This window comes from Streptomyces turgidiscabies Car8, assembly GCF_000331005.1.
Taxonomy (GTDB): Bacteria; Actinomycetota; Actinomycetes; order Streptomycetales; family Streptomycetaceae; genus Streptomyces; species Streptomyces turgidiscabies.
In genome coordinates, this window is the sequence record NZ_AEJB01000127.1 from 1 (window position 1) to 24,905 (window position 24,905).

Consider the following 24,905-nt stretch of genomic DNA (forward strand, 5'->3'; position numbering starts at 1 on the left):
ACTGCCCTGCTGCTACATCCGGAACGAACCTGTTCTGGATGACGTCCTCGAAGCGCTTCTTCTCATCTGGGGTGAGCTTCTTGAAGTCGCGCTTGAAGTGGGCAGCTGTTTCGAACGTTGGCAATAGGGCCTCCAGGTGTTAGGCGGTCAGTCGTCTGAGTTGAGGCTCGCGAACATGGAGTCCGCGTCCTCGTGGACGGTGGTCCGTCCAGCAGCGATGTCCTCGCTGGCTGCACGCTCACCGGCCTGCCACTCCGGAGTCCAGAACCAGGCCTGGTCGGAGCGGATCTTTGTCAGTCCGTGAACCTCGACGACCCCAGCGTCGCTGATCTCGAACTCAAGCTCATCTCCTGGGGCAACCCCCAGTGCCTCGCGAACGCGTGGTGGCAGTGTCAGCTGTCCCTTGTCGCGCACGCGCGTCTGGTACGTAGCCGTGGTCATTGTCACCTTCCTTGTCTCTTTCCTGACCACAGCGTACTGCCGATTTAGCTAAATACCTACTCTCCCACTTTCCAACTTTCCAACTTTCCAACAGTCTATCAGCAACCGCTGCCGCTGCCCCCGCCTCCCCAGCCACCCAAGAGGGACGAGATGACGTCCACGGGACATAGGCCGGCAGCTTCCCCGCCCATGCAGGGCGGCTTCGCCCGGGAGGCACCGTGCGCACCGAGCTGCCCTGGCCTGGGCCGGGAGCTGGCCCGTGTGTGCCGTGGACAGATCCTGCTCACTTTTGGGAGCTGACCTGTGGCTTCGTGCCGCAGGCGGAAGGAACGTCGGGTCCGGGCGCAATCGTGTGGAGGTCGCGGGAGCTGGGCGGGCGCTGCCACCATCGGCTCACCGCGCCGGACGCACTCCCACCCCAACCGGCCCGCACCCAACTGCCTGGAGGTCCCGGCATGTCCACCGTCCCGCCCGCCGAGCCCGCCGCCGCCCAGCCGGCCGCCCCGGCCCGGCCTTGTCCGGTCAGCTCGGCCTCGGCGAGACCGCCGTCTTCATCACCGCCATCGTCGCGGTGACGCTGCTCGCCGTCCTTGAGCGCCCGGTCCCCGGCATCCTGACCGCGCTCGCGTCGGCCGCCTGCCTGCTGCTCCTGCCCGGCCGCGCCGGCCGGCTGCTCGCCGCGCTCACCTCCGGCAACCGCGGGTGAACCGACGGCCGGCCGGGCCGGCGGAAGCTGACCTGGCGCGGCTGCGCGGCTGGTTGCGCAACGCGAAGGGGAAGCAGACCTTCGACAGCCTCGCCCGCCGGGCGAGCGCCCAGAAGACGGCCATCTCCACGTGCACCCTGCGCCGGGCCCTGGGCGGGCGGCTGCCCACCCTGTACACCGTCCGCGCGTTCGCCCGGGGCGCGGGCGCCGACGAGGAGGAGGCCGCGCGGGTGTGGGCGGCGGCCTCGGCCGCCGTACGCCCAGCGCCCGTGCGGAAGCCGGCCGCCTACGTGCCCGGGCACGGCATCACGACCCGGGCAGGACTGGCCGCGGCCATGGAGAAGGTGAGGGCGGCTGCCGGCGGGCCGAGCCTGCGCCGGCTGGCCGGCTCGCCCGAGGCCGCGGGCCGCATCTCGCGCAGCGCCCTGCACAACGCCCTCACCGGCCGGCGTCTGCCCAGCGAAGAGCTGCTGACCGACTTCGCCGCGGCGTGCGGCGCCGGCGAAGAGACCGCCCGCGCGCTGCTCGCCGCCCGCACGCGGATCCTGACCGGACCCCCGCCCCGGCCGCAGGCGCGGGCGTGGACCGCCGAACAGGCCAAATACCGGGGTTTGCGGGACGCGGGCGTGCCCTACTGGATGCGGAACGAGGACATGGACAAGCTCGACCTCGGCGTCGAGCCCGGGTTTCCGATGCCCCGGCGGCCCTCCCCCGAACGGAGAACGGCACAACGTCATAGGCGGCGACGAAGCCAGCGACGCAGAACGAGGACGAACTCGACTGGCACGACCGGCAGGTGCGCGACGGGGAGGAACCCGATCACCGGCGGGTGGATGCCTGGGTCGACGGCCTCACCGACGACGAGCTCAAGGAGCTGCAGCAGCGGGCGCGGGATGCGGCCGACGCAGGGCGGTTCAGCCTTCGCGCCGAACAGATCCGCCTCCCCTGGCCGACCGGTACTGCCCGCGCGGCGGTCATCAGCAACGGCGGCTTCACCGCCTATTGGCGCTATCACGTGCACGCAGAGCACACACGCCGCTATCCCCGCTCCGACCAGACCGTTCGCATGGCGGTCCAAACGATCTCGCTACAGGAGAGCTACCGCCGTTCTGGTTCGAGTCCTTTAGACGTCATCTCATTTGGTGAGTCGGCGGTAGCAGATGAGGGTGCAAGCGATGCTGGTGAAGGCCAGGAAGTGCTCGGCTTTGCGCTCGTAGCGGCGGTGCAGTCGGCGGCATCCGGCGAGCCAGGACATCGTGCGCTCTATGGTCCAGCGGTGGCAGCCCAGGCGTGTCGAGGACTCGACGCCCTTGCGTGCGATGCGGTGCCTGATACCGCGCCTGCGTAACCATCGCCGCAGGTGGTCATAGTCGTAGCCCTTGTCAGCGTGGAGCTTTCCCGGTCTGCGTCGTCGGGGTCCGCGCCGGGAGCGGATCGGCGGTATGCCCTTCACGAGCGGGAGCAGCGCCTGGCTGTCGTGCAGGTTCGCTCCCGAGATTCCGGCGGACAGGGGCAGACCTGTGCGTTCGGTGATCAGGTGGATTTTCGAGCCGTACTTGCCCCGGTCGACAGGATTCGGACCTGTTAGCTCCCCCTTTTCAGGGCCCGCATGTTCACCGAGTCGATCGCGCAGCGAGACCAGTCCAACTCGCCGCGGGCGCCGAGCTCGTCGAGGACCAGGCGATGCAGCTTCGCCCACACTCTGGCCTTCGACCACTCGGCGAAGCGCCGGTGCGCGGTCGCTCCCGACGGCCCGAACGACGCGGACGGCAGCTGCTGCCACGTGCAGCCCGAGGTGGCGACGAACACGATCGCCGCCAGCACTTCCCGGTCGCCGTGCCGACGCCGGCCACCGCCCTGAGGCCGCGACGGAGCCTCGGGCACCACCCGCTGGAACATGTCCCACAACTCATCCGGCACCAGCCGCTCAACGATCCCCACCACGAACGACAGCCTACCCAACCACCCAAATGAGATGACGTCTTAGCCGGAGGTGGGGCGGCGCAGCTCGGTCACGTCTCGCACTACGGCCCACACGGACTGGACGACGCCGTCCGTGTCCATGACGGGCTCCGCCATCATGTGGAGGGTGCGTACGCCGCTGTCATCGCGTATGACCCGGAACTCGCAGTCGATCAGACGAGTGTGAGTCAGACACTTTGCGATGTATGCCTGCGTTGCCTGTTGATCCTCAGGGTGAAGGCCCGAGTGCAACTCGTCCAATGGCAAGGGACCTTCGTGCGCGACCCGTCCGAAGATGCGGTAAAGCTCTGTCGACCATGACGTCTCGCCCGTCTGCAGATTCCACTCTGCCGCACCGACCCGTGACAGCAGACTGGTACTCGCGCGAACAGCCTCGGCCCCCAAACCCGGAGTGGTTGGAGTGCGACTGTTGGTGGGAGCGCTGCGCATTTCGAACCAGGTGGTCTTGCCTCGGGGCAGCAGATCCGCTCCCCACCGGTCGGAGAGCTGGTTGACCACGAGCAGACCACGTCCTTGGATATTCAAACCAGGTGATGGCATCAGGCACGGCAGGCCGCGTGAGGGATCTCGTACCTCGACTCGGATCCACCCCGTGCGACGGCGCAGGCGCAACCCAAAGACACGTGCACCGGTGTGCTGCACCACGTTGGCGGCAAGTTCGGAACCCATCAGCACAGCGTGTTCAGTGACGTGGTCGGCGAGGTGCCACTGATCGCTCAGCACCATGGCGATCAGCTGCCGGGTGGTTCGGGCGGCTTCTGGGCGGCAGGGCAGGGCCACCTCCTGGACAGCTGGGTCTCCGAAGAGATCCAGCACTGTCTCTGTCTCGACCTCGGTGGCCATCCACGCGAGCAGCTGCTCCCGCCGCTCAGACCGACCTGCATCCGCAGAGTCCGCGATAGCTTCCATGCACTGGAGAAGGGCTGAGATCGTCACTACCGGTTCGGCAACAGAGCATCGAACAGGGACTTTGCGGGTCATGCGCCCTCCTCTTCCGGTACATCAGCCGTATCCCTTAGCCGCTGGTCCAGGTAAGGGGCGACACTCAACCGCAAGGCCCTACGGGCGTAGCTGAGGTGCTTGCGGACGCCGGAGGGGTGGAGCTCCAGTAGCTTGGCGATTTCCGACGAGGAGTATCCCTGGTGCCAGTGCAGCAGGGATACCTGACGGCGTACTGGCGGAAGGGTGCCTATCGTTTTCCAGCATTGCTCAAGTACCACGCGTGCGATCACGATGTCAGCGGGGTCCGGCGCAAGGTGCTCGTAGGAGCGTGCCAGGTGTGGCAGCAGGTTTTCCAACGTCCCCGACCGCCGGAGTCCGTCGATCCACTTGTTGCGGCAGGTTCTACGCAGCCAGGCTCGCTGCCCACTCGCACCTCGGTCCTCAATCGTGCCCCAGTCCAGCGCGGCCGCCATAAAGGTCTGTTGCACGAGATCAGCGGCCTGGGCTGTTTCCCCAGCAGTCAGTGTGGACGCAAAACGCATCAGCTGGCCTTCTTCACGGTCGAAGAGTTCCGCTATCTGGTCGGCTGTTTCCTTCGGAATCCGCCGTCGCTTCACGCATCGCCCCTTCGCCCTCGCCGGCCATGCCTGGGGCGCCCACCTGGACACGCATCCCCGGCCCGCCCCGGCCCCCCTCCTGAATCACCACGGTGCCAGGAGGGGCCTTTTGCACCAGCGCCAACAGCGTGGTCCGCCGCTGCCACTCAGCCAGTGCCCCTCCAACAACGGTCAGGCTGGCGACGAGGACCATCACCAACCACACACTGTCGCCTGCAGCGCTTGTCGCCACCCGGCCGATCTCGTCGGCCCAACCTTCCCAAAGAGCCTTCACACCCTTGCAATCGAATGACCAAGCCAGAGAGCTGCCTTCCCGCTGCAGCAACGTCTCGACCGGCTCCGCCCAGACATCTGCCATCGCCGCTGCGGCGTGGTGGCATGGGTGTCCGGGGTCCTTCTCAGGCGCCGAGGCCGACGTAGGAGACGTAGGTGTAGGCGCCCCAGTCGGAGTCGAGCTCGGTGATGATGTCGTCCCAGATTTCCTCGAGTTTGCCTTCGTCGCCGGCTTCCATGGCGTCGACCGCGTCGTCCCAGATGTAGCGCACCGCGGGCAGGGTGCGGTGGGCCTGCTCGCCTTCGAGGTTGGGGCGGCGGGCGTGCTCGTCGACCAGGGACTGGTTGACGGGGTGGATCTCGACCGCGGTGCCCTTTCCCTGGTTGTTGAGGTGCTGCTTGAAGGCGCCGAGGTTGTCCAGGATGCGCTGGGTGCGCAGGTTCCAGTACGCGGTGTCGACCAGTTCGAGGTTCGCGGCGCTGGGCTTCTGTTTGCCGGCGAACCAGTTGTTCAGGGCACGGGACTTGACGGTGATCCCGGCCTCCCGCATGGCCTCGACGCCGGCGTCGCTGTTGAGGTACTTCAGACGCGCCTTCAGGCCGCGGGGGGAAGTGACAGGGGACTTGATGCCGCCCTCGATGATCTGGCGTTCCAGGGCCTCTTCCAGGGCGCGGCCGAGGGCTTTGCCGCCGCGGACGTTTTCGAGGGAGCGGTTCGCGCCGTAGGTCCCGAAATTCTTCCAGCCGCTGTCGTCGTACGGCATCGGTTAATTCCCCCCGAGGGTGTAAAGGCGCTTCACCTTCATCTGGGTGGGCTTGCGGCCCTCTTCCCAGACCTTTTTCCAGTCGCCTCCGGCGACGTGGAGTTCGTCGACGCCGGATGCCTGGACCAGGATAAGGCCCCCTTGATGGGCTTTCCATCCTTTCAGCCAGAGGCTTGCGAAGGCTTGGGAGCGGATAGTGTGGACCCACTCGGGTCGGCGGAGTTCCCGGTTCTTTCCTGATTCACCGATCGTGGAGGTGAACCGGGAGTACATGGCCTTGACGTATTCCTCGGTGGCCGAGTCCTCGTTTTCGATCGCGGTCTGACGGGCCTGTTGCAGGACGCGGCGGAATTTCTCCAGGAGGGCCTCGGAGGCGCCGGAAGTCCACGATTCCAGGATCCGGGGCGCCTCGCTCAGTTTGAGTTCATGGCAGCGCATCAGGAGGCGGACGGTGGCCTCGTCCAGGAGGTAGGGGCCGGGCTCCTTGCGGTTGCCGATCGGGTTGGGCAGGTGGGCGTGGGGCCATACGAAGTGGTCGACGCGGTGGATCCCGGCGCGGCGGCGGTCGTAGCCGCCGCCTGGGTCGTGCTTGAGCGCGCCGATGGGCAGGTGCGTCTTGAAGGCGGACAGATAGGCCGCGTTGGTGTCCAGGCCGACCACGTCCAGCGGATGGCGCTCCCCCTTCTTGACGGCCTCGTAGAGGGGGACGTTGCGCCATTTATGGCGGCCTTCCCAGATTCCGTCGGCCTCGCCCTGTCCGGGTTTCGAGAGGAAATCCAGAGCGGGCGGATAAACGGTATGGACGTAGCTCGCACCGACCCTCGTGAGTTTGAATAGGGCCATGGAGTCCGGCACGGCTTTCTTCTGCAGCATCTTGACCGCGGCCTCGATGTCACCGTGCGTCTCATCCAGGGCCTGCTCGACCGCGGCGCTGATCTTGTTGAGGAAGTAGGTGTAGTTCCGGCCACCGGTACCGGGAGTGTCCTCCGGCGGAGGCGAATCGTCACTGAACGACGCCGACGGCGCCTCCATGACCACCCCCTCGACCACATGCCGGGCCGGATCGGTCGCGTGGGTGCCCTCGACGGCACCGGGCGCGGCACCGGAAGCCTCGGCGGCCGTCTCTGGCTCGGCAGGGACCGGCGACGGCGGGGCCGGGATAGGGGCGCTGGTGGGGGTATCGCGGTGAGTAGCAGTGAACGCGGCCAGCGCGGCGCCGAGCCGCTCCCCTTCCGGTGTGGCCGGCACCGGCGGGCGGCGGGCAGCGAGGCCGTCCAGGGCCTGGCGCAGCCCGGGCAGTTCGCCCTCCCGGGCGGGTGCGGCGGAGGCCTCGCGCAGCGCGGCGAGCGCGCCGGCCAGGCGGGCGGACAGGCCGCTCCGGGCACCGGAAATGAACGGCAGTGCAGCGTCGAGGAGTTCGGCCTCCACGGCCGCGAACCCCTCCCCCACAGCCACCGAGACGGCCAGCCCGGGACCGGGCTGCAGGGCGACGCCCAGAGCGGCCTCGGTGGCCGGGCCGACGGTGGCCTTCTCGTCCCTGCCGCTGCCGAACGCGTGCGCGGCCTTCGGGTCCCGCGGGCGGGCCGGCGCGTCGGCGAAGCGGGCGCACGCGACATCGGCGCGCAGCGCCACGGTCGTCAGCTCGCCGAAGTCGCGTTCAGCCACCGTCACCTGGGCGTCGTTGCCCGTGCGGGTCAGGGTCAGGGTGACGTGCGCGGCGTCCAGCGCGGCCAGGACGTCGGGGTCTGCGGTGTCGAGCACGGCCATCACCGGCACGTTCCGGGTGCGGGCCAGGTGCGCCAGCACCCGGGCCGCCTCCGGCAACGCGGGGCCAGACAGCGGGATGAACGGATCGGCCGCGTGCTGAAAGCGGTCGACGACGACCAGGGCCAGGCCCTCGACGTAGGGGGTGGTCTCGGCGATCGCCTCAGCTGTCAGGCCAGTGCCGTCGTCAACGTGCAGGTCGGCCGCGGTGAGCCGGGCCTGAACCTGGGCCGCGGCCTGTTGCTCGTCCGGGGTGAGGGCTCCAGTGCGCAGCCGCCGGTAGTCGAGCTCGCCCTCGGCCGCGATCACCCGCATAGCCACGTCCGTCCGCGACAGCCCCGACGCCGCGTACAGCACGGGGAGTTGGCGGGTGAGGGCGGTGTGCCGGGCGGCGTGCACGGCCAGGAGCGAGCCGCCGGCGTGCGGCTCGGCCGCCACCACCGTCAGCACCCCCGACGGCAGGCTCCCTAGCGCGGCATCCAGAGCGTGCAGGCCGAACCCGAACCGCGGCACAGCCGACGGCGCGACGGCCTCGGTCAACGCCTGCCCAGCGACCTCCCCCAGACCGTGCAGCCGACGCACCCCACCACCCGCGGACGGAACCAGTGGGGGGATCTCGTCCGTGCCCGCTGACGGCGCCGTACCGTCCGCACCCCGACCGGCGACAGCGTCCCGGCCGCCGACGGCTTCCTCAGCGGCAGCGTGGCCAGCCAGCTCAGCCCCGGCGTCCCGGCCGGCCACGGCGGCGTCGGGCCCGACGGAGTCCGGGCCGGCACCCTGCAGCTCCGCAGTACGGTCGGCGGCGGCCAGCAGCGCAAGTACAGGCGCAACGCCGGAACCCGCCGAGGCCACGACCGCGGCCTCGGCAACACCTTCGCCAGCGGGCGCGACGGCGGGGTCGGCAGCCGCGGACGCATCGACTGACGCGGTGTCCGCAACGTCGACGGCCGGTTCGGCGGAGGCCTCGGGCGCAGCGAGGACCTGGCGGGCAGTGGGCAGGTCCTTTCCAGCGGCCTCGTGGGCCTGGGGCGCTGCGGACGCGCCGGACGGGAGATGCGCGGCGTCCGCCCACGCTGCGGCCGGCGCGGGCGGTGCGGGCGCGCCACCGACGGGAACGGCAACCAGTGCATTGCCGGGCGGGACCAGGGCAGCGTCCACCAGGACCGCAAGCGGCGTCGTACGGTCCAGCAGCACCTGCGGCACACCCGGCACACCCGGCCGGCCAGCCGCGTCGATCACCCGGTCTCCCAGCTTCGGACGCGCCGCCGTCCGCGCCCACGACGGCCACCCCACCAACCGCGCCCGCGAGGCGGCATCCAGCCGGCCCACCGGGATCAGCGCCACACGATAGGTACGGTGCGTTTTCCCGTCACGCTTGACCACCACCGTCATCCGGCCCTCGTCACGCGCCGCGTCCACCAGCTCATACAGCCGGTTCCGCGCCTCGGTCACCCCCAATACCTCCAGCCCCTCAACCGGCATCGGCGCCGCGGCGGACGGCTCGACGGCATCACCGGCCCCCTCCACTGCGGGCTCGGCTGCGGACGGATCGGGGACAGCGGAGCGGGCAGACATCAACATCTCCAGACACGAGAAGCGGGACGGCCCGAGCACGGACCCGGGCCCACCGGCAAACCACCGACCGCTGGACACGACCACGCCCCCGCCTTCGAACCAGCAGCGGGCGGGCGGCGGACTCGGTCAAGACGGGCAGGACACAGCAACAGACACAACACACCTACGGCGCACCCAGTTGACCCGGGCCACCAGCTGCAAGCCCCACCCTACCCAACCCGTAACGAAACCCGCCACGCAACTCCGGCATCGACACGTAACAACAAGAGGAGGAAAGGGGCGCCGTGACGAGTGCAAGGGAGAACACGTAACGCAATGATGGGGGGCGCGGGGCGGGCCCGGCCGACGCCGACGTCCGGCAGACGACTCGGGAGAAGGCGGGCTGCAGCGAGCTGCCCACTACTTTGTGGGTCATGCCGGAACGTCGGCGCCGAGCCCGGCGGCAGCCCAACCCGGGCCGCATCTCGACTATCACAATTACCTTCTTCAAGGTCCCACATGGGGCTCCAGAAACAGGAAACGGCATAGGGGACAGCTGTGGCAGCAGGAGCGTTGCGGACCGTGCCGCTGGCCGGGGAACTGACCGCGTCGCTGATCATCCGGGTCGCAGCCCGCTACGGTCTGGCGGCCGGGAACGTGCTGCGGCTGTGGACGTGCCGTAACTTTCCTGCGCGGCACGGCGGCGGCGGCGTGCGGGCCGATGCGGAGGTCGTGCTCAACGATGCGGGTCGGCGTGTGCTCGCGGAGTTGTGCGGGGTGGAGCCCGCGGTGCTGGCGCGCGCTTTGCCGGCCCTCACCGTGGACGATCCCAAGATCAGCACCGGCGGAGAGGCCGCCGTGGCGCAGGTGCGGTGGCGGGCAGCGGGCTCAGTGGTAGGGCCGGCCGCGTTCGGCTGTCGGCTGTGCACCGCGCGGCGCACCGGACAGGCGGTACGTGCGGTGCGGTACGTGCCGCGCTGGCAGCGGGTCTGCGTCCGGCACTCGCGCTGGCTGCTGGACGCGGACGCCGACCAGCCGCTGGAACACCTCGATCTGCGGGGCATACCGGAGGTGGTGGCCGCGCAGCGGCAGTGGCCCTCGGTGGCGCGGCGTGCGGTGCGGGCCGGAGTAGTACCGGAGCAGGCGTTCGCGGTGGCGCATGCGGTGGTGGCCCGCTGGTGGGAGGAGGCCCTGTTCTGGGAGCAGGAGGAGATCTGGCCGCGCCGTCTGCACCAGCTGGCGGGCGGCAGCGTGGGGGCAGAGCTGGAGTGGTGGCGGATCGTGGGCCGAGACGCGGCTGTCTTCCCTGAGGTGGTGACCGTCGCCGGGGCGCTGCTGGAGCCGGCGACGGCCGAACTGGCCTGGAGCGCAAGCGGCGGGAAGCGGCCGCGGGCACGGGACGCCAACGATCCGTTCTGCTCCTGGCTGGGCGAACGGGTGGGCCGGACATGGCTGGGGCCGTTGGCCTCGGCCGATTACGGCAGCCCGCTGAGCAACTGGACGGGGGCTGTCGTGCGCGCACGACGCGGTGGGCCCGAAAGATGGCGGGATGACCCGTGGCGGCTGAAGCGTGAGCTGCAGCCCGCGGCCATGGCCGGCCAGCTGCGTGTGCGGGCGGCAGAGCGGCAGGCGGGCGGCTCGGGCACCCGGTGGCGCGCCACCGTGCCCGCGGAACACCGCCTCCGCATCACCCAGTTGCTCGACGAGAGCCGGGAGCAGCTGGCGCAGCTGCGCGGCGTGCAAAGTGGCACCACCGCCGAGGTGGCCCGCACGCTGCTGGAGCACCTCAGCCAGAGTGCCGAGCTGATCGACCGGGCCGTGCTGCATACCGCCACTGCGGCCGTCGCTGCCGGGGTGGTGCTTCAGGACGTGGCCCAGTGGTCCCGCCTGCCCGCCGAGGAGCTGGCGCAGGTTCTTGCCGCGGGCCAGGTCGACGGCTGACGCCCGGGGGCTGGTGCCGTGGGGCAAGGTCAACAGCTACGCCACACCACAGTGCTGAGGGCGGCGAGCGAGGTGTTGAGGGATTTCATGGGCGAAGGTACCGCTGGCCGGGTGGCGGGGGTGGACGCTGTTGCTGTGTCGAGGTGTTCAGCTCCAGCATCAGGTCGGGTATCTGCTACGCGAAGCGCCTGCGGTGGGCGATGTCGTCGAAGGAGAGTTCGGCGGAGGTCATCAGTTCCTGGAGCCGGGTGAGATTGCCGCCGAGGAAGCCGTCCCGGAGCAGGGGGAGGTTGTCGCCGTGCTTGTCGATCTGGGTCTTGAGCCAGGTGGCGGAGGCGGGGTCGTACGTGTCGAGGTAGCCGTTCTGGCGGATGTGGGGCATGTCGAAGCCCTGGTCGGCGTCGTTCTGGACGAGCAGGCGCAGGTACTCGAAGCGTTCCCACGCCTCGCTGTAGGCGGTCGTGCTGAGGGCGAGGTGCCGAGTGAAGACGGGGCGCAGCAGATCGTGGAGGTATTCGGAGGACTCACGGCCAGGGGGGTTGAGGGTCGCGTAGGGACTGAGGGCGGCCACGGCGTGGGACTTGCCGCCCCATCGGTGCTCTACCTGGGGCTCGGTGAGGACCTGGGTGAGGGTGTCCCAGCGTTCGGCGGCCAGCGCGGCGATACCTGCCGTGTAGATCATGATGACGGCGGGCCCCTGTGCGAGGTGGGTCAGGGCGGGGAGGCCGCCGGGGGGTTGGGGTGTGGCCAGGGGTTCGATGTCGCGGAGCCACCAGCGGTCGGTGGTGTTGCTGCCCCAGTAGGCGGTGACGGCGACCAGGGCGAGCAGCAGTTCCGTCTCGGACTCCAGAGTGGCGATCCGGCGGTTGTGTTCGGCCTCGATGTCGGCGCCCTTGGCAAGGTTCCACGGCCCCGTGGTGCGCAGGGGGAGGGCTGCGATGCGGTCGAGCTCGCGGCGGAGGGTGTCGTGCAGGGTGATGGCCTGGCTGAAGCCGTTCAGGTCGCGTTTGGTCCTTGCCACGGCGATGTCGATGCTCACGGGGTGGCGACGGGCGAGGTCGGCGACTGCGTCGGCGGCGTCGGCAATCTCGGTGAAGAAGGTGTCGGCGTCGGCCGGGACGTGGGTGAGGCCGCGGTGGGTGAGGAGCTTGTGGGCGCTCTCGGGCAGCGGCCGGGGGTCGGCCCAGTAGGAGGCGAAGAAGCGGGTGGTGCTGCGGGCGATGGCCTTGCGCAGGGCCGGGTCCCATTCGGCTGACCAGCCGGAGATGATCAGGCCGTAGTCGGTGAAGACGCGGTCGAGTAGCTGGTCGATCTCCTCGTCGTACTGGTCGAGTTCGTCGGGGGTGTTGCGCATGCTCTCGTGGTCGAGGTAGTCGCCGTGGATGTGAATGACAAGGGCCTTGATGGTGTGCAGGGGAGCGAGGCCGCGGGCGTCGTTGGCGTCGGCGACGACGGTGGGCTCGATGCCCACTTCGCGCAGGGCGGTCTCCATGAGCCGGTCGAAGTTGGTCGTCAGCACGATCGGCACGCGGCCGGCTGCGGCTAGCCGGGCGATGGCGCGGTGCGCGGCGGTGGGCTGCTTGAGGCCGTCCTCACGCTCCTGGTCGTTGGGCTCGAAGTAGGCGCGCAGCAGGGCCTGCCGTTCGTGCTGGGTTGTGCTGAGCGCGGTCAGGAGGCCGTCGTAGGTGGCTGGGTGTCCGAAGCGCTCCTGGTACCAGGCGTGCAGGTCGACGATCCCGGTGGTGCCCTCGGCGGCCGCCAGGCGCGCGATGAGGTCCTCCTGGACGTTCCACGCGGACGGCATGCCCGCGGAGATCGAGGCGCCGGCCCCGAGCAGGACCGCGTACGCGCGGGGGGTGTCACGCATGGTGAACGCGAGCTGGACGTGCGGTTCCACAACGGGCCTCCGGGTACGACGGCATTACGGGGCGTCGGTCGCACGGGGCGGCCTCTCCTCACCCCACCTTAACGTCAACTTGACGAAAACCGGGGTGGATGGTTGTTCCAGTCCGGCCGGGGCCCGGTGGGCAGGTTGCCGGGCCTGGCCGTACCGTCGCCGCATGCGAGGCGTCCATGGGGTCAACACGCTGTCCTTCTCCGCCCTCTACATCGAGGCGTGGTTCCGGTCCCGGGGCGAGGGCCCTGATGTCCGTCTGGGGTCGGGGACCGGGTTCCTGGTGGGGGTGCCGGACGATTTCTGGCTTGTCACGGCGGGGCATGTGGTGAGCGGGCGCAACACGGAGACCGGCGAGTTGGAGGACGACAGGGGGTTGTGGCCTGACTACCTGCGCGTGCGTTTCGCCCGGCAGGGAGAGGGAGGAGAGTTCGAGCCCGTCGACCAGGAGGTCGCGCTGTACGCGGACGGTGACGAGGCCCAGGTACCTGTGTGGCGAAGTCCCGCGCAGCAGCGGGCCGATGTGGCTGCGGTGCCCATCGGCAGTGTCCCGGAAGGCGCGGTGGATGCCTTCCTGCTCACGGGGTGGCCCACGGTGCGGGACCTGTATCCGCAGGACCGGCGGGCAGGTGCTGGCGCCGAGGCTGATGCCGAGCTTCCCCTTCGGGTCATGGACCGCCTGTACGTTCTGGGTTTTCCCTTCGGGGATACGGGCAGCTGGCCCTTCGCCGTCTGGACGGCCGCGCCGGTGGCCAGTGAACCGTTGGCGCGGTGGAATGGGCTTCCCGGCTTCCTGCTGGACTCCAGGACCCGTAGCGGCCAGTCGGGGGCGCCGGTCCTGATGCACATCCGTCCGGGCGAGATGGTGCTCGCCGGTGGCGAGGTGCATGTGCACGAGGAGTGGGTCACGGCCCTGGTGGGCGTCTACAGCGGACGGCTCAACGAGAATTCGGACCTGGGCATGGTGTGGACGACCGAGGTCCTGGACGAGATCCTCCCGGAGTTCGCGCCCAAGCGGCCGCCTGAGGGATGAAGGGCCCGGTCAGGCGCTGCGGGGCTGGCGTCTGGTCTTGTACGCGGGAGCTGACACCGCTTGTTGCCCAGAGCGAAGAGCGCCCCGCGTGGCGCGCACAGTGCTCGCGGGGCGGCCGGGAAAGTGCAGAAACCCGCACTGACACAGGCGGCACCAGATGGCACCGTAGGCGCGCACGCTCATGGCGAGGGGCCGGGAGCCGAGAAGAACGTGTCCTGGTTACCGCCCGGTTCGCCTGCGCGGCGCGACCGGTATGACGTTGTCTGGAGTACGTGATCATCGACAGCAGCCAGGACGGCGCGCCGGCCGGCTTACCCGCCGTCGCCGGCAGCGTCTACCGGGTACCGGAACCGGGCACGGTGGAGGCGGAGTTCACCGGGGTGGACGGCACGCTCGTGCAGCGCCGCTGGGTGGAGGCCGCCGTAGCGGTGCGGTTCGAGCAGCTGGCTCCGGTGGCGGCCTTCCCGGTGGTGCCGGGGCGGCGGTGGGGGCCGGGCTGGTGGTGGTCGGCCACGACCGGGCGGCATGTGATGCACGGATCGCAGGCGATGTGCACGCAGTTGATGTTCCTGGACCGCGATCCGCGCGTGGTGGGCCTATCGGCGCGGCCGGCGCGGCTGATCTGGCGCGATCCGGACAGCGGGCGGGTGCTGACGTGGGTGCCGCAGCTGTTCGCCCGCTACGCCGACGGCCGCGCGCTGCTCGCCGACTGCCCCGCCGCGACGGCTCCCGCCGCCGGCCGGGCCGAGCGCGCCGCCGCGGTGCTTGAAGCGGCGTGTGAGGTGGTGGGGTTCACCTACCGGCGTCTGGCGCCGCCCGGGAAGGTGGTGGCGGCGAACGTGCGCTGGCTGGCCGGCTACCGGCACCCCCGCCACCGTGACGCGGGCGGCCTTGAGCAGGCGGTGCTCGAGGCGTTCGCCGCGCCGCGGCCGCTGATGGCCGGGGCCGCGGCGGCGGGCGAGGTCCTCACCGCGCTGCCGGTGCTCTACCACGCGCTGTGGCACGGGCGGCTGGCCGCGGACCTGACACGGCCGCTGGGCGAGCACACCCTCGTGACGCCCGGCCCGGCCGCAGGCGACGGGAAGCGGCAGGAGCAGCAGGAGAGTTGAGCAAGGACGTGGTGACCGCCCCTGGTGGGCGGTGTGTTGAGGTGGGCGCTCAGGTCACGTTCGAGGGCCGCGCCTGGCAGGTGACCGGCCTGGTCGACGGGCGGGTGCACCTCGTCGCCGTGGACGGGGCCACCGGGTGTGTGCTGGCCGCCCATCTGGTGTCCGCGCCCGGCTTCTCGGTGACCGGTCCCGCGGCCGCGGATCCGCCGGCCCCGGCGTTGTGGGAGACGGTGCCGCTGGCCGCGCAGGAGCGGGCCCTGGCCTGGCTGCGGCACATCCGCGAGGTCGAGACCGGGCTGCCCGGCAGCCCGGCAGGCGGCGGCGCGCCCCGGGCCGAATACGACCCGCAGCGCTTCACCCTCGCCGAGCGGGAAGAGGCCAAGGCGCGTGAACTGGCCGCGCTGGGCTGGACCAGGGCCAGCCGGACCACGGTGCAGCGGATGCGGCTGGTCTACCAGCGGCAGGGGCTGTGGGGGCTGGTCGACAAGCGCCATCTGCGCACCTTCTCCCCCACCGGGCGTACCGACGAGCGGGTGGTGGCCGCCGTACTGGAGGCCCTGCGCCGGCGCCGCGGCCGGTCGAAGACCACCACCGGGCAGGTCATCGAGCTGGCCGAGCAGATCGTGGCGGACACCTACGGCCCGGGGAGGGTGAAGCTGCCCGGCCGCTCGTCTCTGTACCGGCTGGTGAAGATGCTGGCGGATCCGGCCGAGCCGCCGGGCAGTGCAGCGCGCACCGCTACCGGCACGGCCCGCCCGGGCGGCCCGCCGCCTGCGCTGCGGCCTGCCGAGCGGGTCCACGTCGCCACCGTCCGCCTGGGTCTGCGGGCGGTGGGCGAGGACGGGGGTGTGGTGCCGGTGGCGGTGACGGCGGCACTGGACGCGGCGAGCGGCTGCGTGCTGGCCGCCGTGCTGCACCCGCCCCAGGACGGGCCGGTTTCGTTGTCGGTGCTGCTGGCCGAGATGGCCGTGCCCGGGCCGCAGCGCCCGGGCTGGCCGGCCCTGCTGGAGCAGGCCCATGCGGGCGGGCCTGTCCGGCGGCTGGTGTCACTGCCCGCACGGATCGAGGCCACCGCGGCGCGTCCTGCGGCCGTGCCCGAGACGCTCGTCGTCGCCCCGTCCACGGCCGCCGTCACCCCCGCTGTCCTGGCCGTGTGCGAGGGCCTGGGCATCAGCCTGGAGCCGGCCCCGTCCCGGACGGCGGGCGCCCGCCGCGGCGCCGCGTACACGCTGGAGGTCCTCGCCGGCCTGTTCGCGCGGCACGCCACCACGGCGGAAGAGGCATGCGGAGCGGGAGAGGCCGCCGGGGCGTACTGGAGCATGCCGCAGCTGCAGGACCTGCTGGACGAATGGATCACCGTCAGGTGGCATCAGCGGCCCCAGGAGCAGCTGCGCCATCCGCTGCTGCCCCGGGCGGGGCTCGCCCCCCAGGAGATGTGGGAGGTGCTGCTGGGCGCGGCCGGGACGGTGCCGCTGCCGCTGGCCGGGCAGCACTACGGCGAACTGCTGCCGGCACGCCGGTGCGCCCTCACCGATTCCGGGATCCGGCTGGGCGGGCGCCGCTACGACGATGCGTGTCTGGACGAACACCGCGGCCGCGGCCGACGGTGGGAGGTCCACCACCACCCCCACGACCCGCGGCAGGTCTTCGTCCGGCTGCCCGACGGCCTGCTCCACGCGATCGGGTGGGCCGACGGCGAACACACCCTGCGCCCGTTCGACGAGACGGTCCGGCGCCGCACCGGCAGCGTCCTTACGCGCCGCGGCGCGGGCGCACCGCCGGGCAGCGAGACGACCGGCGGTTCCGTCGAGACAGGGCGCAGTGCAGACGTCGCGGCCGTGGAAGGGATCGCCGACGGCATGATGGTGCACGGCGGTGTCGGCGGTGTCGGCGGTGTCGGCGGTGTCGGCGACCGCGTTGCCCGGGATACCGGCGGGTTCGGGGTGTACGACCCGCAGGCGGAGGCCGAACTGTGGTGAGTGCACACGGCGGCCGCCCGGTTGCCGCAGCCCGGCACCGGCAGGTCATGCTCGGGGCGTACGTGACGTTCGAGGGCCGCGCCTGGCAGGTGGCCGGGGTGTCGGTGCGCCTGGTCGACGAGCACGGGCAGACCGCCTCCGTGCTTGCCTCCTTCCTGTTCGCCGACCCCTCCTTCGCCGTGGCGGACTCCCCCGCCGCCGCGGTGCCGCCGTGGGGGCTGCTGGAGTCGGTGTCCGAGCGGGAACGCGAGCGGGCCCTGGCCTGGCAGCGGCACATCCGCGAGGTCGAGACCGGGCTGCCCGGCGGACCGGCAAGCGGCGGCGTGCCGCGGCCCGAATACGACCCGGCACGGCGGTCGATGGCCGAGCGGGAGCAGGCCAAGGCCGACGAACTCGCCCGGCTGGGCTGGCCCCAGGCCAGCCGGGCCACTGTGCGCCGCATGCGCGCCCGCTACCACGCGAGCGGCCTGCTCGGGCTGATCCCCCGCCGCAAGCCGTCGCGTGCGACAGGGCGGGCCGATGAGCGGGTGGTGGCCGCCGTGCTGGAGGCGCTGCGCCGCCAGCGCGGCCGCTCGAAGGGCACGCTGAAGGGGCTGCGGGAGCTGACCGGGCAGATCCTGGCCGACACGCACGGGCCGGGCGCGGCCGAGTTGCCTGCGCCGTCGACGTTCAACCGGCTGGTGCGTGTACTCGCTGATCCTCTGGAGCATCCCGGACGGCCGGCCCGCACCGCCACCGCCACGCCGGTGCGGCCGTACACGCCGACGGTGGCGCTGCGGCCGGGCGAGCTGGTGCAGGTCGACACCACCCGCCTCGACGTGATGGCCGTCGGCGAGGACGGGAAGCCGGTGCGCCCGGAGCTGACGATCGCTCTCGATGTGGCGACCCGCTCGGTAGTGGCGGCCGTGCTGCGTGAGGAGGGCACCAAGGCCGTGGACGCGGCGCTGCTGCTGGCGGAGATGGCCGTGCCCCATCCCGCACGGCCCGGCTGGCCCGACCACCTGCGCCTGTCCCACGCCGCCGTCCCCTACGACCGGCTCCTCGCCCTGGACGACCGGCTGGAACAGGCGGCAGCGCGGCCGGTGGTCGTGCCGGAGACGATCGTCATCGACCGCGGGGCCATCTTCGTCTCCGCCGCTTTCCTGGCCGCCTGCGAGACCCTCGGGGTGAGCGTGCAACCCGCGCCACCGCGCTCCCCTGCCGCCAAGGGCGCCGTCGAGCGGACCTTCGGCAGTATCAACACACTCGTCGCCCAGCACATCGCCGGCTACACCGGCCCCCACATCCTCGAACGCGGCGAGGCGGTGGAGGACGAAGCGCAGTTCACCGTGGCCCAGTTGCAGGACCTGCTGGACGAATGGATCACCGCCCGCTGGCAGCACCGCCCCCACGAGGGCCTGCGCCATCCGTTCCTGCCCAAGAAGGCCCTCACCCCGAACGAGATGTGGGGCGCACTGCTGGGCGCGTCCGGGTACGTGCCGCTGCCCCTGGCCGGCGCCGACTACCTGGAACTGCTGCCCGTACGCTTCCACCCCATAACCGGCCGCGGCATCCGCATCAACTACCGCACCTACGACCACGCCTGCCTGAATGAACACCGCGGCCGGCCCTCCCCCACCGGGCCCGGTGGCGGGTGGGAGGTCCACCTCAACCCGCACGACGTGCGACAGATCTACATCCGCCTGCCCGACGGGCACCTGCACGAAGTCCCGTGGATCCACCGCGACCACGTCCACGCACCCATGGGCGAGACCGCATGGCGCCACATCCGCGCCGCCCTCAACCGGCGCGGCGACCGCGAGGCACACGAGGCCGCCCTCGCCGACGCCGCCGACCAGGTCCTGCGCCGCAGCCGCCCCCAGACCGGGAGCCCGGCAGCAACTGCCGCCCCGTCCCAGCCGGCGGACTCCCCGCCGGGAACACCGTCGGCTCAGTACCCGGCCCAGGGCCCCAGGGACAGTCTCGACGCCGCCGAAGCCAGCGCCCATGACGATGACGACAGCCAAGCCGGTGGTGATGAGTCCCAGCCGCCGGCACGATTCGCGCTGTACGACGCCTTCGAGGAGGCCGAACACTGGTGACCAGCCCCGACACCACGCCCCCCGCCGAGGAGACGTCCGCAGGGACAGTCACCACCTTCGACGCCTTCGCCCGGTTCGCCGCCACCGCACCGCCCACACCGCCGCAGCCGGGCCAGGCACCCCGCTCGCCGGAGGAACGCCTGGCCTACCACTCACAGTTCGTCACCGTGCGCACCCCAGCCATCGAAACCCTCTCGCGCAGTGTGCGCACCCTGATGATCCTCGGCCGCCACCAGCACGTGACCGCACGCCCGTCCCTGATCGTCACCGGCCCAGCCACGACCGGCAAGACGACCGCACTGCTCGAAGTGGGCCGCACCTGCCACCTGGCCCACACCCGCCGCGCCGCGCCCGGCGACGACAGCGTGCCCGTCGCCTACGTGCTGGTGCCGCCCGGCGCCACCGCCAAGACACTGGCCGGGGAGTTCGCCCGCTACCTCGGCATCCCCGTCACCACCCGCATGACCACCACGCAGATCACCACCGCCGTCTGCCACACCTACACCGCGGCCGGCATCAAGCTCGTACTGATCGACGAGATCCACCGGCTCAACCCGCGCACCTCCAGCGGCTCCGAGGCCGCCGACTGGCTCAAAGACCTCACCGAACGCGTGCGGGCCACGTTCGTCTACGCAGGCATCGACGTCACCGACAGCGCCGTATTCACCGGGGTGCGCGGCGCGCAGCTGGCCGGGCGCGCCTCCCTGATCGACTGCGGGGCGCTGCCCGCCCGGGCCGGCAAACGGGAGCCGTTCCGGGAGCTGATCGCCTCCCTCGAACAGGCCCTCGACCTGCACGCCCACCGGGCAGGCAGCCTGCCGAAGCTAGCCCCCTACCTGCACGAACGGACCGCCGGACGCATCGGCAGCCTCTCCCGCCTGATCCGCCAAGCCGCCATCGAAGCCATCCTCGACAGCAGCGAATGCATCACCAAAGGGCTGCTGGACGGCATCGCGCTCGACCACCTCGCCGAAGAGCACTACCGGCCCCGCAACCCCGCCCGCCGCCGCACCCGCCCCAGCAGCCGGTGACCTCCCCAGCCGCAACCAGACCATCGCCCCCGGTGCGGCCCGCCACCATGTGGCCGTCCGCGCCCGGCGCGCTGCGCGTACGGCCGCTGCCCGGCGAGGCCACCGCCTCCTACCTCACCCGCCTCGGCGCCACCTACCGCCTCAGCCCCGCCCAGCTCCTCGACGGTCTCTGCATCACCGTCACCGGCACCGAGCACGCCCCGCCCGCCGCCGAGATCCGCCTCAGCGCCGAGGCCGCCCGCCGCCTGTCCTGCTTCGCACGCATCCCCATCACGCACCTCGCCCGCGCCCTGCCCCGCCTGCGCCCGCCCGCGCCCTCGTTGGCCAACACCGGCGCGCACGGCTCGGCCACCGCCCACTGGCATGTGGTCGAGCCCGCCTTGCAGCCGCTGCTGGCGTGCACCGCCTGCACCATCGGCCGCAGCCCGCACACGGCAGCCCCCGCGTGGATCCACCCGCCGCCACACCTGCCCCGGATCATGATCTGCACCCGCCACCAGCAGGCCTCAAGCGACCCCCGGCATCCCGCGCCCCTCGACATCCGAGCTGTCCCCGAACTCACCCAAGCCCACCTTCGCGCGCGGCGCCCGGCGACACCGGTCTCCCTGAGCTGGGCATCGACGATCACGACACGCTGGTACGACCACCATCAGCACGTACACGAACGCTGGCACACACGCCTGCACCGGCTTACCGCCGCCAACCCCCGCATGTCACCAGGCCCGGCCTCTCCCGCCCTGACCTGCCGCGAACTGATCACCTACCCCGAGACCCTCACCCTCGCCGCGGCTCTTGACCGCCTGCCCCCGCACCCCCTGACACGCACACAGCAGAGCGCCTTCCTCCACCAACTCGCCGGCCGCCTCCAACTGCCTCGCCTCGCACCCGCCGACCACGACCTGCTCTGGAAACGCCTCGCCACCCGCTGAGCCAACCCACACCACCGCCCGGCCCGCACAAGATTTGTTGCGGATGGTGATGCGGGCACTCCCGCCACGCGTTCCTCTACCACCAGTAGAGGAACGCGGTACAGTTCGGGATATGGCAGCAGACGAGACGAGCATCAAGGTGAGCGCGGCCGCACGGGACCGGCTGGCGCGGTTGGCGGCCGAGCACGGCACGACCATCCGCAGCCTGGTCGAGGAGCTGGCACAGAGCACGCCCACGCAGGCCGAATACGCCGAGCGCGCCGAGCTGGCCCGCGCCGAGCTCGCCTCCGCCCTCGGCAGCGCGCCGAGCCCGGAGGCGGAGGCAAAGGCCCGGGCTCTGCTGGAGCGCCTGGGCGCCGCCTCGCCCGGTCCGCGGGCGATCGCTTAGTGGCGGCGATCGCGGTTGTCCTGGATCACACCACCGCCGTTGCTCTATATGACCCGAAGGACCCCCTCAATGAGGCGGTCGCCGCGTTCTATGTCCAGGCATCCGGCGGGCTCGGCGATCTGTACGCGCCGGTGCTGTCGCTGACGGCCGGCGACACCGAGCGGCCTGGGCTGCTCAGCTACATCAAGGGACTGCGGTTCATCCGGATCGAGGCGTTCGATACCGACGCCGCAGTCACCGCCACCGAACTGCTGCGCTTCGGGCACTCCTGGGCCGCCGTCCACGCCATCCACGCCGCCCGGCCGTCGGCCGCCCATCCGAGCGGCCGGTTTCTGCTCACCTTGACGCCGAAGGCGTACGCGGGCACCGGCGTCCAGGCTGTTCACCCCGGCCCATAACCACCCGCGCCTGGAGCTCCGTCAAGCCCGCCCGCACCGTCGCTGGCCCGGCCCACAGGGCCCAGCGCTCCTTCGCCGGGAACAGCACCGCCCCACCCAGTCCGCACCCAGGCGAGAACCCGCTCGTCGTCGGGACCCGTCTTCGCACCAACCCGGGCCAGCACCGTGTGGCCGTCCGCGCCCGGCCCGCTGCCCGGTGAGACCACCATCTCGCCTGACTCGCCAGCGCCGCTACCGCGCGAGTTCCTGTAGGCCGCTGGCCAGATCAGCTTGCACCAGGTCGTCGCGTTCGGCTGACGTCAGCCAGTGTGCGGAGGACCCGGCAGGGGTCCGCTCCACCCACAGGACCTCGTCGACCGCTTCGGCGACGGCATGCAGATGGCTGATCACCATGACGAGGCGGTTGCCTCCGGCCTGGGCGCGCAGTACGTCGAGGGCCGAGTCGAGTGTGGTGGTGTCGAGGGCTGCGAAGCCCTCGTCGAGGAACAGCGAGCCGAGGCTCGACCCGTTGCGGGAGTGCAGTTCGGCGAGCGCCAGGGCCAGGGCGAGCGACGCCAGGAACTTCTCACCGCCGGACAGCCGATTCGGGTGGTGGTTGACTCCGGAGCTGCGGCTGACGATGTCGAAGGTGTCGGCGAAGCCGAATCGTCCCTCGGTCATGTGCTGGAGCAGGTCGCTGGCCACGCCAAGCAGTGCGTGGGTGCGCAGGGTGGTGAGATGGCCCAGGAACTTGGCATCGACCAGTTCGGTGCGTAGCACCTCCAGTGCCTCGTAGCGGGCTTTGCCGGCGGCTATGGCGAAGTCCAGGTCGGCGGCCGGTTTGATCGTGTCCAGCGCCTTCTGCTGTTTCTGGCGCTGCTCTTCGATCTCTCTGTTGGCGTGTGCAGCCGCGGTGACGAGGGGATGCAGTGCCGATGGAGCTGTCAGGTCGGCTGCGGAGGCGAAGTCCTCGACGTCGCAGAGCGCGGCGGCATGCTCGCCGAGGCTAGTCGCCGCGGTGTTCGCGCGTTCGGTGGCGGTGGTGGCGCGTTCGGTGAGTTGGTCGTCCAGCATCAGGGTGACCGCGGACAGTTCCACGACGAATTGCCGGACTTCGGCGATTCCCGGCTCGGTGGGGGCCTGGGGCATCCGGTGGTTGCTGGCGTCGTCGAGGTGGGCAACCGCCTGGGTTGCGGCATGGGCCCAGGCGTCCAGGTTGCCTCGCAGTTCGTTCAGCGGGCGTTCCAGGCCGGTGCGGGCCTCCTGGTCGAGGGCGCGCTGCTGGGCGAGTACAGAGGTCTTCTCCGCTCGGGCCGCTTCTCTCCGGTCGAGCAGTTCTTGGGTTTCGGCCTGCCGGGTGGCGACCGCAGCGGCGGCAGCGGATGTCTCGTCGGCGGTGACGTCGATGGCCTCGTCCGGCAGTATCGCCCGGATGCGGGTGGGAAGCACGTGGAGGTCGGCGGTGGTCCTGGCCGCGGCGCGGGCGTGCCTCTTGGAGGCTGTCGCCGCGTCGTCGACGGCGCGGCGGTGTGCTTCCTTGCGCCTTTCCAGCGCCTTGTGTTCTGCCTCGAGGCGGGCGGTGAGGCGATGCTCTTCGGTTTTCAGGTTCTCGGCGTGGTCATCGGCTGTCTGTTCGCACGCGGCGATGGCGTCGGTGATGGGTGCGGTGTTCTGCTCGGGGCGCTCCTGCGGTTGTGCGGCACCGTCGGTGGTCGGGGTCGCCAGGGCCGTGGTGGCCGCGGTCAGTGTCGCCGAAGCTGGTTCCGCCTCGAAGCCTCGGCCGGTTCCGGCGGCCAGGGACTCAAGGTCTTCGAACGCGCTCACTGCTTCCGCGATGGCCTTGCGTGCCTTTTGCTGTGTGTCCCGGTGGTCTTTCTGGCGTGCGAGGACCGTCTTCTCGGCCTCGGTCACGGTGGCGCGGGCTTCGGCGAGCCGTTCCACGGCCTCCTCTCGTACGGCCTTCGCCTCGTCGAGCTGTGTTTTCGCCGTGGTCAGCTCGGCGGTATCGGTGGTGGAGGCGGGTGCGAAGTCGGCCGGGAGTTGGCGGTGGCATACGAGGCAGTCGTCGCCCGGCTGCAGTTCGGCGGCGACCGCGGCGGCCCTGTTGCGCAGTCGGTGTGCTTCCAGATGTTTCTCGGCGGCGGCGAGGGCTTTGTCGGCGGCGGCTGTTGCCGTTTCCAGCGGGCCGAGGTCGTCCCGAGCGGACCGGTGTTCGCTCACGGCGGTGGCCTCGGCGCTCGCGGTGTCGGCGACGCGGCGGGCCGTCGGGAGGGCTGTGGTCAGCGCGGTGCGGGCGGCGGAGGCGCGGATGCGGATCTCTCTGCTCGCCTGCGAAGCGGCGCGGGCTGCCTCTGCGAGCGGTTTCGTGTGTGCGACGCGCTCGGCCAGGTCCGCTTCGGTCGTGGTGATGTCCTCGCGTTCGCCTGCGAGTTGTCCGGTGAGTTCGGCGATCCGGTCGCGCTCGCTGCGGTGTTCCGTGGCGTGCTCCGCGAGGGTCTGGAGGATCACTGCGGCTTTGGTGAGGTCGCTTGGGCCTTCTCCTTCCGCCTCTGCTGCGGTGATCGCGTCGGTCAGTTCGCTTTCCTGGGCTCGGGCTTGGGCGTCGCGGTCGTCCAGAGCGTCGCGTCGTGCGGCGATGTCGGCGGCAACAGCTTCGAGTGCGTCGAGGGCGGTGTCTGCGCCGGTCACCGTGCGCGCCGACAGGGTCGTTCTGGCGGCGGCCGTCTTTTCGGCGGCGGTCCGGGCTTCGGAGATTTCTTTCTGCAGCCCGGTGATGCGGTCGACGGCGGTGCTGAGGCGTTCGGCGCGGGCTTCGGCCGCGTCGGCGGCGGCGCCGGCTTCCTCGGCGGCCCGCTCGGGGTCGGCCGGCATGGATTCGCGTTTGGCCCGAGCGTCGACCAGCAGGTCCTTGAGCGCCTCGCGACGGCGGGCGGCCATCTGCTGGACCGACTCCAGGGACTCGGCACCGAAGAGTTCTCTCAGCCGCGTGCTCCGTTCCTTGGGGGCGGCGACAAGGAGACGGTCGAACTTGCCTTGCGGGAGCAGCCCGACACGCAGGAACGTGTCGTAGCCCATCTGCAGGATCGCCTTGATGCGGAG

20 protein-coding genes and 1 pseudogene are annotated in these 24,905 nt (G+C 71.1%); 10 read left to right on the plus strand and 11 right to left on the minus strand.

Annotation, left to right across the window (positions count from 1 at the left end; translation table 11 throughout):
- Positions 1-147 precede the first annotated feature (147 nt).
- The gene (locus STRTUCAR8_RS07985; protein WP_006375041.1) at positions 148-441 is read right to left on the minus strand and encodes an AbrB/MazE/SpoVT family DNA-binding domain-containing protein; all 294 of its coding nucleotides are present in this window, start codon (positions 439-441) and stop codon (positions 148-150) included.
- Positions 442-955: 514 nt separating this feature from the next.
- On the opposite strand from STRTUCAR8_RS07985, the gene STRTUCAR8_RS07990 reads away from it, so the two are divergent.
- Positions 956-1,147 (plus strand): hypothetical protein, encoded by a 192-nt coding sequence (locus STRTUCAR8_RS07990; RefSeq protein WP_006375043.1) that lies wholly within the window; start codon positions 956-958, stop codon positions 1,145-1,147.
- A 733-nt stretch (positions 1,148-1,880) separates the two neighbouring features.
- Here STRTUCAR8_RS07990 and STRTUCAR8_RS08000 read toward each other — a convergent pair.
- The 8 genes and pseudogenes from STRTUCAR8_RS08000 to STRTUCAR8_RS49435 form a co-directional block, all read right to left on the minus strand.
- On the minus strand, positions 1,881-2,225 hold the full coding sequence (locus tag STRTUCAR8_RS08000) for a hypothetical protein (protein ID WP_143666634.1): 345 nt from the start codon (positions 2,223-2,225) through the stop codon (positions 1,881-1,883).
- 57 nt (positions 2,226-2,282) lie between these two features.
- A protein-coding gene (locus tag STRTUCAR8_RS08005) for an IS5 family transposase (RefSeq protein ID WP_179200685.1) occupies positions 2,283-3,046 on the minus strand; the annotation gives its coding sequence in 2 pieces (ribosomal slippage) (positions 2,283-2,743 and positions 2,743-3,046; 765 coding nt in all).
- Between the two features lie 84 nt (positions 3,047-3,130).
- On the minus strand, positions 3,131-3,559 hold the full coding sequence (locus tag STRTUCAR8_RS54010) for a PAS domain-containing protein (protein ID WP_234372767.1): 429 nt from the start codon (positions 3,557-3,559) through the stop codon (positions 3,131-3,133).
- A pseudogene (locus STRTUCAR8_RS54015) lies at positions 3,548-4,039 on the minus strand (ATP-binding protein); the annotation flags it as partial. The pseudogene STRTUCAR8_RS54015 and the gene STRTUCAR8_RS54010, both read right to left, overlap by 12 nt.
- Before the next feature lie 68 nt (positions 4,040-4,107).
- Positions 4,108-4,689, minus strand: a complete 582-nt coding sequence (locus tag STRTUCAR8_RS49430; protein WP_158697388.1) for an RNA polymerase sigma factor — start codon at positions 4,687-4,689, stop codon at positions 4,108-4,110.
- The gene (locus STRTUCAR8_RS52390; RefSeq protein WP_158697389.1) at positions 4,628-5,047 is read right to left on the minus strand and encodes a hypothetical protein; all 420 of its coding nucleotides are present in this window, start codon (positions 5,045-5,047) and stop codon (positions 4,628-4,630) included. Before STRTUCAR8_RS52390 ends, STRTUCAR8_RS49430 begins: the two co-directional genes overlap by 62 nt.
- A gap of 40 nt (positions 5,048-5,087) precedes the next feature.
- Complete coding sequence (locus STRTUCAR8_RS08025; RefSeq protein WP_006375032.1) at positions 5,088-5,726, minus strand: hypothetical protein; 639 nt, start codon at positions 5,724-5,726, stop codon at positions 5,088-5,090.
- 3 nt (positions 5,727-5,729) lie between these two features.
- Positions 5,730-9,065, minus strand: coding sequence for a DnaB-like helicase C-terminal domain-containing protein (locus STRTUCAR8_RS49435; RefSeq protein ID WP_143666549.1), 3,336 nt, complete (start codon positions 9,063-9,065; stop codon positions 5,730-5,732).
- Positions 9,066-9,602: 537 nt separating this feature from the next.
- On the opposite strand from STRTUCAR8_RS49435, the gene STRTUCAR8_RS08035 reads away from it, so the two are divergent.
- Positions 9,603-10,985 carry a TniQ family protein gene (locus STRTUCAR8_RS08035; RefSeq protein ID WP_044471826.1) on the plus strand — a complete coding sequence of 461 codons (1,383 nt, stop codon included), beginning with the start codon at positions 9,603-9,605 and terminating at the stop codon, positions 10,983-10,985.
- A gap of 175 nt (positions 10,986-11,160) precedes the next feature.
- On the opposite strand, the gene STRTUCAR8_RS48195 is transcribed toward STRTUCAR8_RS08035, so the two are convergent.
- The gene (locus STRTUCAR8_RS48195) at positions 11,161-12,882 is read right to left on the minus strand and encodes an SIR2 family NAD-dependent protein deacylase (RefSeq protein ID WP_006375031.1); all 1,722 of its coding nucleotides are present in this window, start codon (positions 12,880-12,882) and stop codon (positions 11,161-11,163) included.
- 163 nt (positions 12,883-13,045) lie between these two features.
- Between STRTUCAR8_RS48195 and STRTUCAR8_RS08045 the strand changes: the two genes are divergently transcribed.
- The 8 genes from STRTUCAR8_RS08045 to STRTUCAR8_RS08080 all read left to right on the plus strand — a co-directional run bounded on the left by STRTUCAR8_RS08045 (position 13,046) and on the right by STRTUCAR8_RS08080 (position 21,827).
- Positions 13,046-13,912: a trypsin-like peptidase domain-containing protein gene (locus STRTUCAR8_RS08045; RefSeq protein ID WP_006375040.1), complete on the plus strand. Its 867-nt coding sequence runs from the start codon at positions 13,046-13,048 to the stop codon at positions 13,910-13,912.
- Between the two features lie 272 nt (positions 13,913-14,184).
- Complete coding sequence (locus tag STRTUCAR8_RS08050) at positions 14,185-15,021, plus strand: TnsA-like heteromeric transposase endonuclease subunit (protein ID WP_006375039.1); 837 nt, start codon at positions 14,185-14,187, stop codon at positions 15,019-15,021.
- Positions 15,018-17,000 (plus strand): Mu transposase C-terminal domain-containing protein, encoded by a 1,983-nt coding sequence (locus tag STRTUCAR8_RS08055; protein ID WP_006375034.1) that lies wholly within the window; start codon positions 15,018-15,020, stop codon positions 16,998-17,000. Before STRTUCAR8_RS08050 ends, STRTUCAR8_RS08055 begins: the two co-directional genes overlap by 4 nt.
- Positions 17,001-17,047: 47 nt before the next feature.
- The gene (locus STRTUCAR8_RS08060) at positions 17,048-19,081 is read left to right on the plus strand and encodes a DDE-type integrase/transposase/recombinase (protein ID WP_044471834.1); all 2,034 of its coding nucleotides are present in this window, start codon (positions 17,048-17,050) and stop codon (positions 19,079-19,081) included.
- Positions 19,078-20,112, plus strand: coding sequence for a TniB family NTP-binding protein (locus STRTUCAR8_RS08065; RefSeq protein ID WP_006375028.1), 1,035 nt, complete (start codon positions 19,078-19,080; stop codon positions 20,110-20,112). The genes STRTUCAR8_RS08060 and STRTUCAR8_RS08065 overlap by 4 nt, the downstream gene beginning before the upstream one ends.
- Positions 20,113-20,144: 32 nt before the next feature.
- Entirely contained in the window at positions 20,145-21,041 is an 897-nt protein-coding gene (locus STRTUCAR8_RS08070; RefSeq protein WP_234372765.1) for a hypothetical protein, read from the plus strand.
- Positions 21,042-21,153: 112 nt separating this feature from the next.
- Positions 21,154-21,429, plus strand: coding sequence for a hypothetical protein (locus STRTUCAR8_RS08075; RefSeq protein WP_044471827.1), 276 nt, complete (start codon positions 21,154-21,156; stop codon positions 21,427-21,429).
- Positions 21,429-21,827 (plus strand): PIN domain-containing protein, encoded by a 399-nt coding sequence (locus STRTUCAR8_RS08080; protein ID WP_006375026.1) that lies wholly within the window; start codon positions 21,429-21,431, stop codon positions 21,825-21,827. The genes STRTUCAR8_RS08075 and STRTUCAR8_RS08080 overlap by 1 nt, the downstream gene beginning before the upstream one ends.
- Positions 21,828-22,058: 231 nt before the next feature.
- On the opposite strand, the gene STRTUCAR8_RS08085 is transcribed toward STRTUCAR8_RS08080, so the two are convergent.
- Positions 22,059-24,905: SbcC/MukB-like Walker B domain-containing protein (locus tag STRTUCAR8_RS08085; RefSeq protein WP_006375042.1), on the minus strand; the 2,847-nt coding region annotated here is incomplete at its 5' end.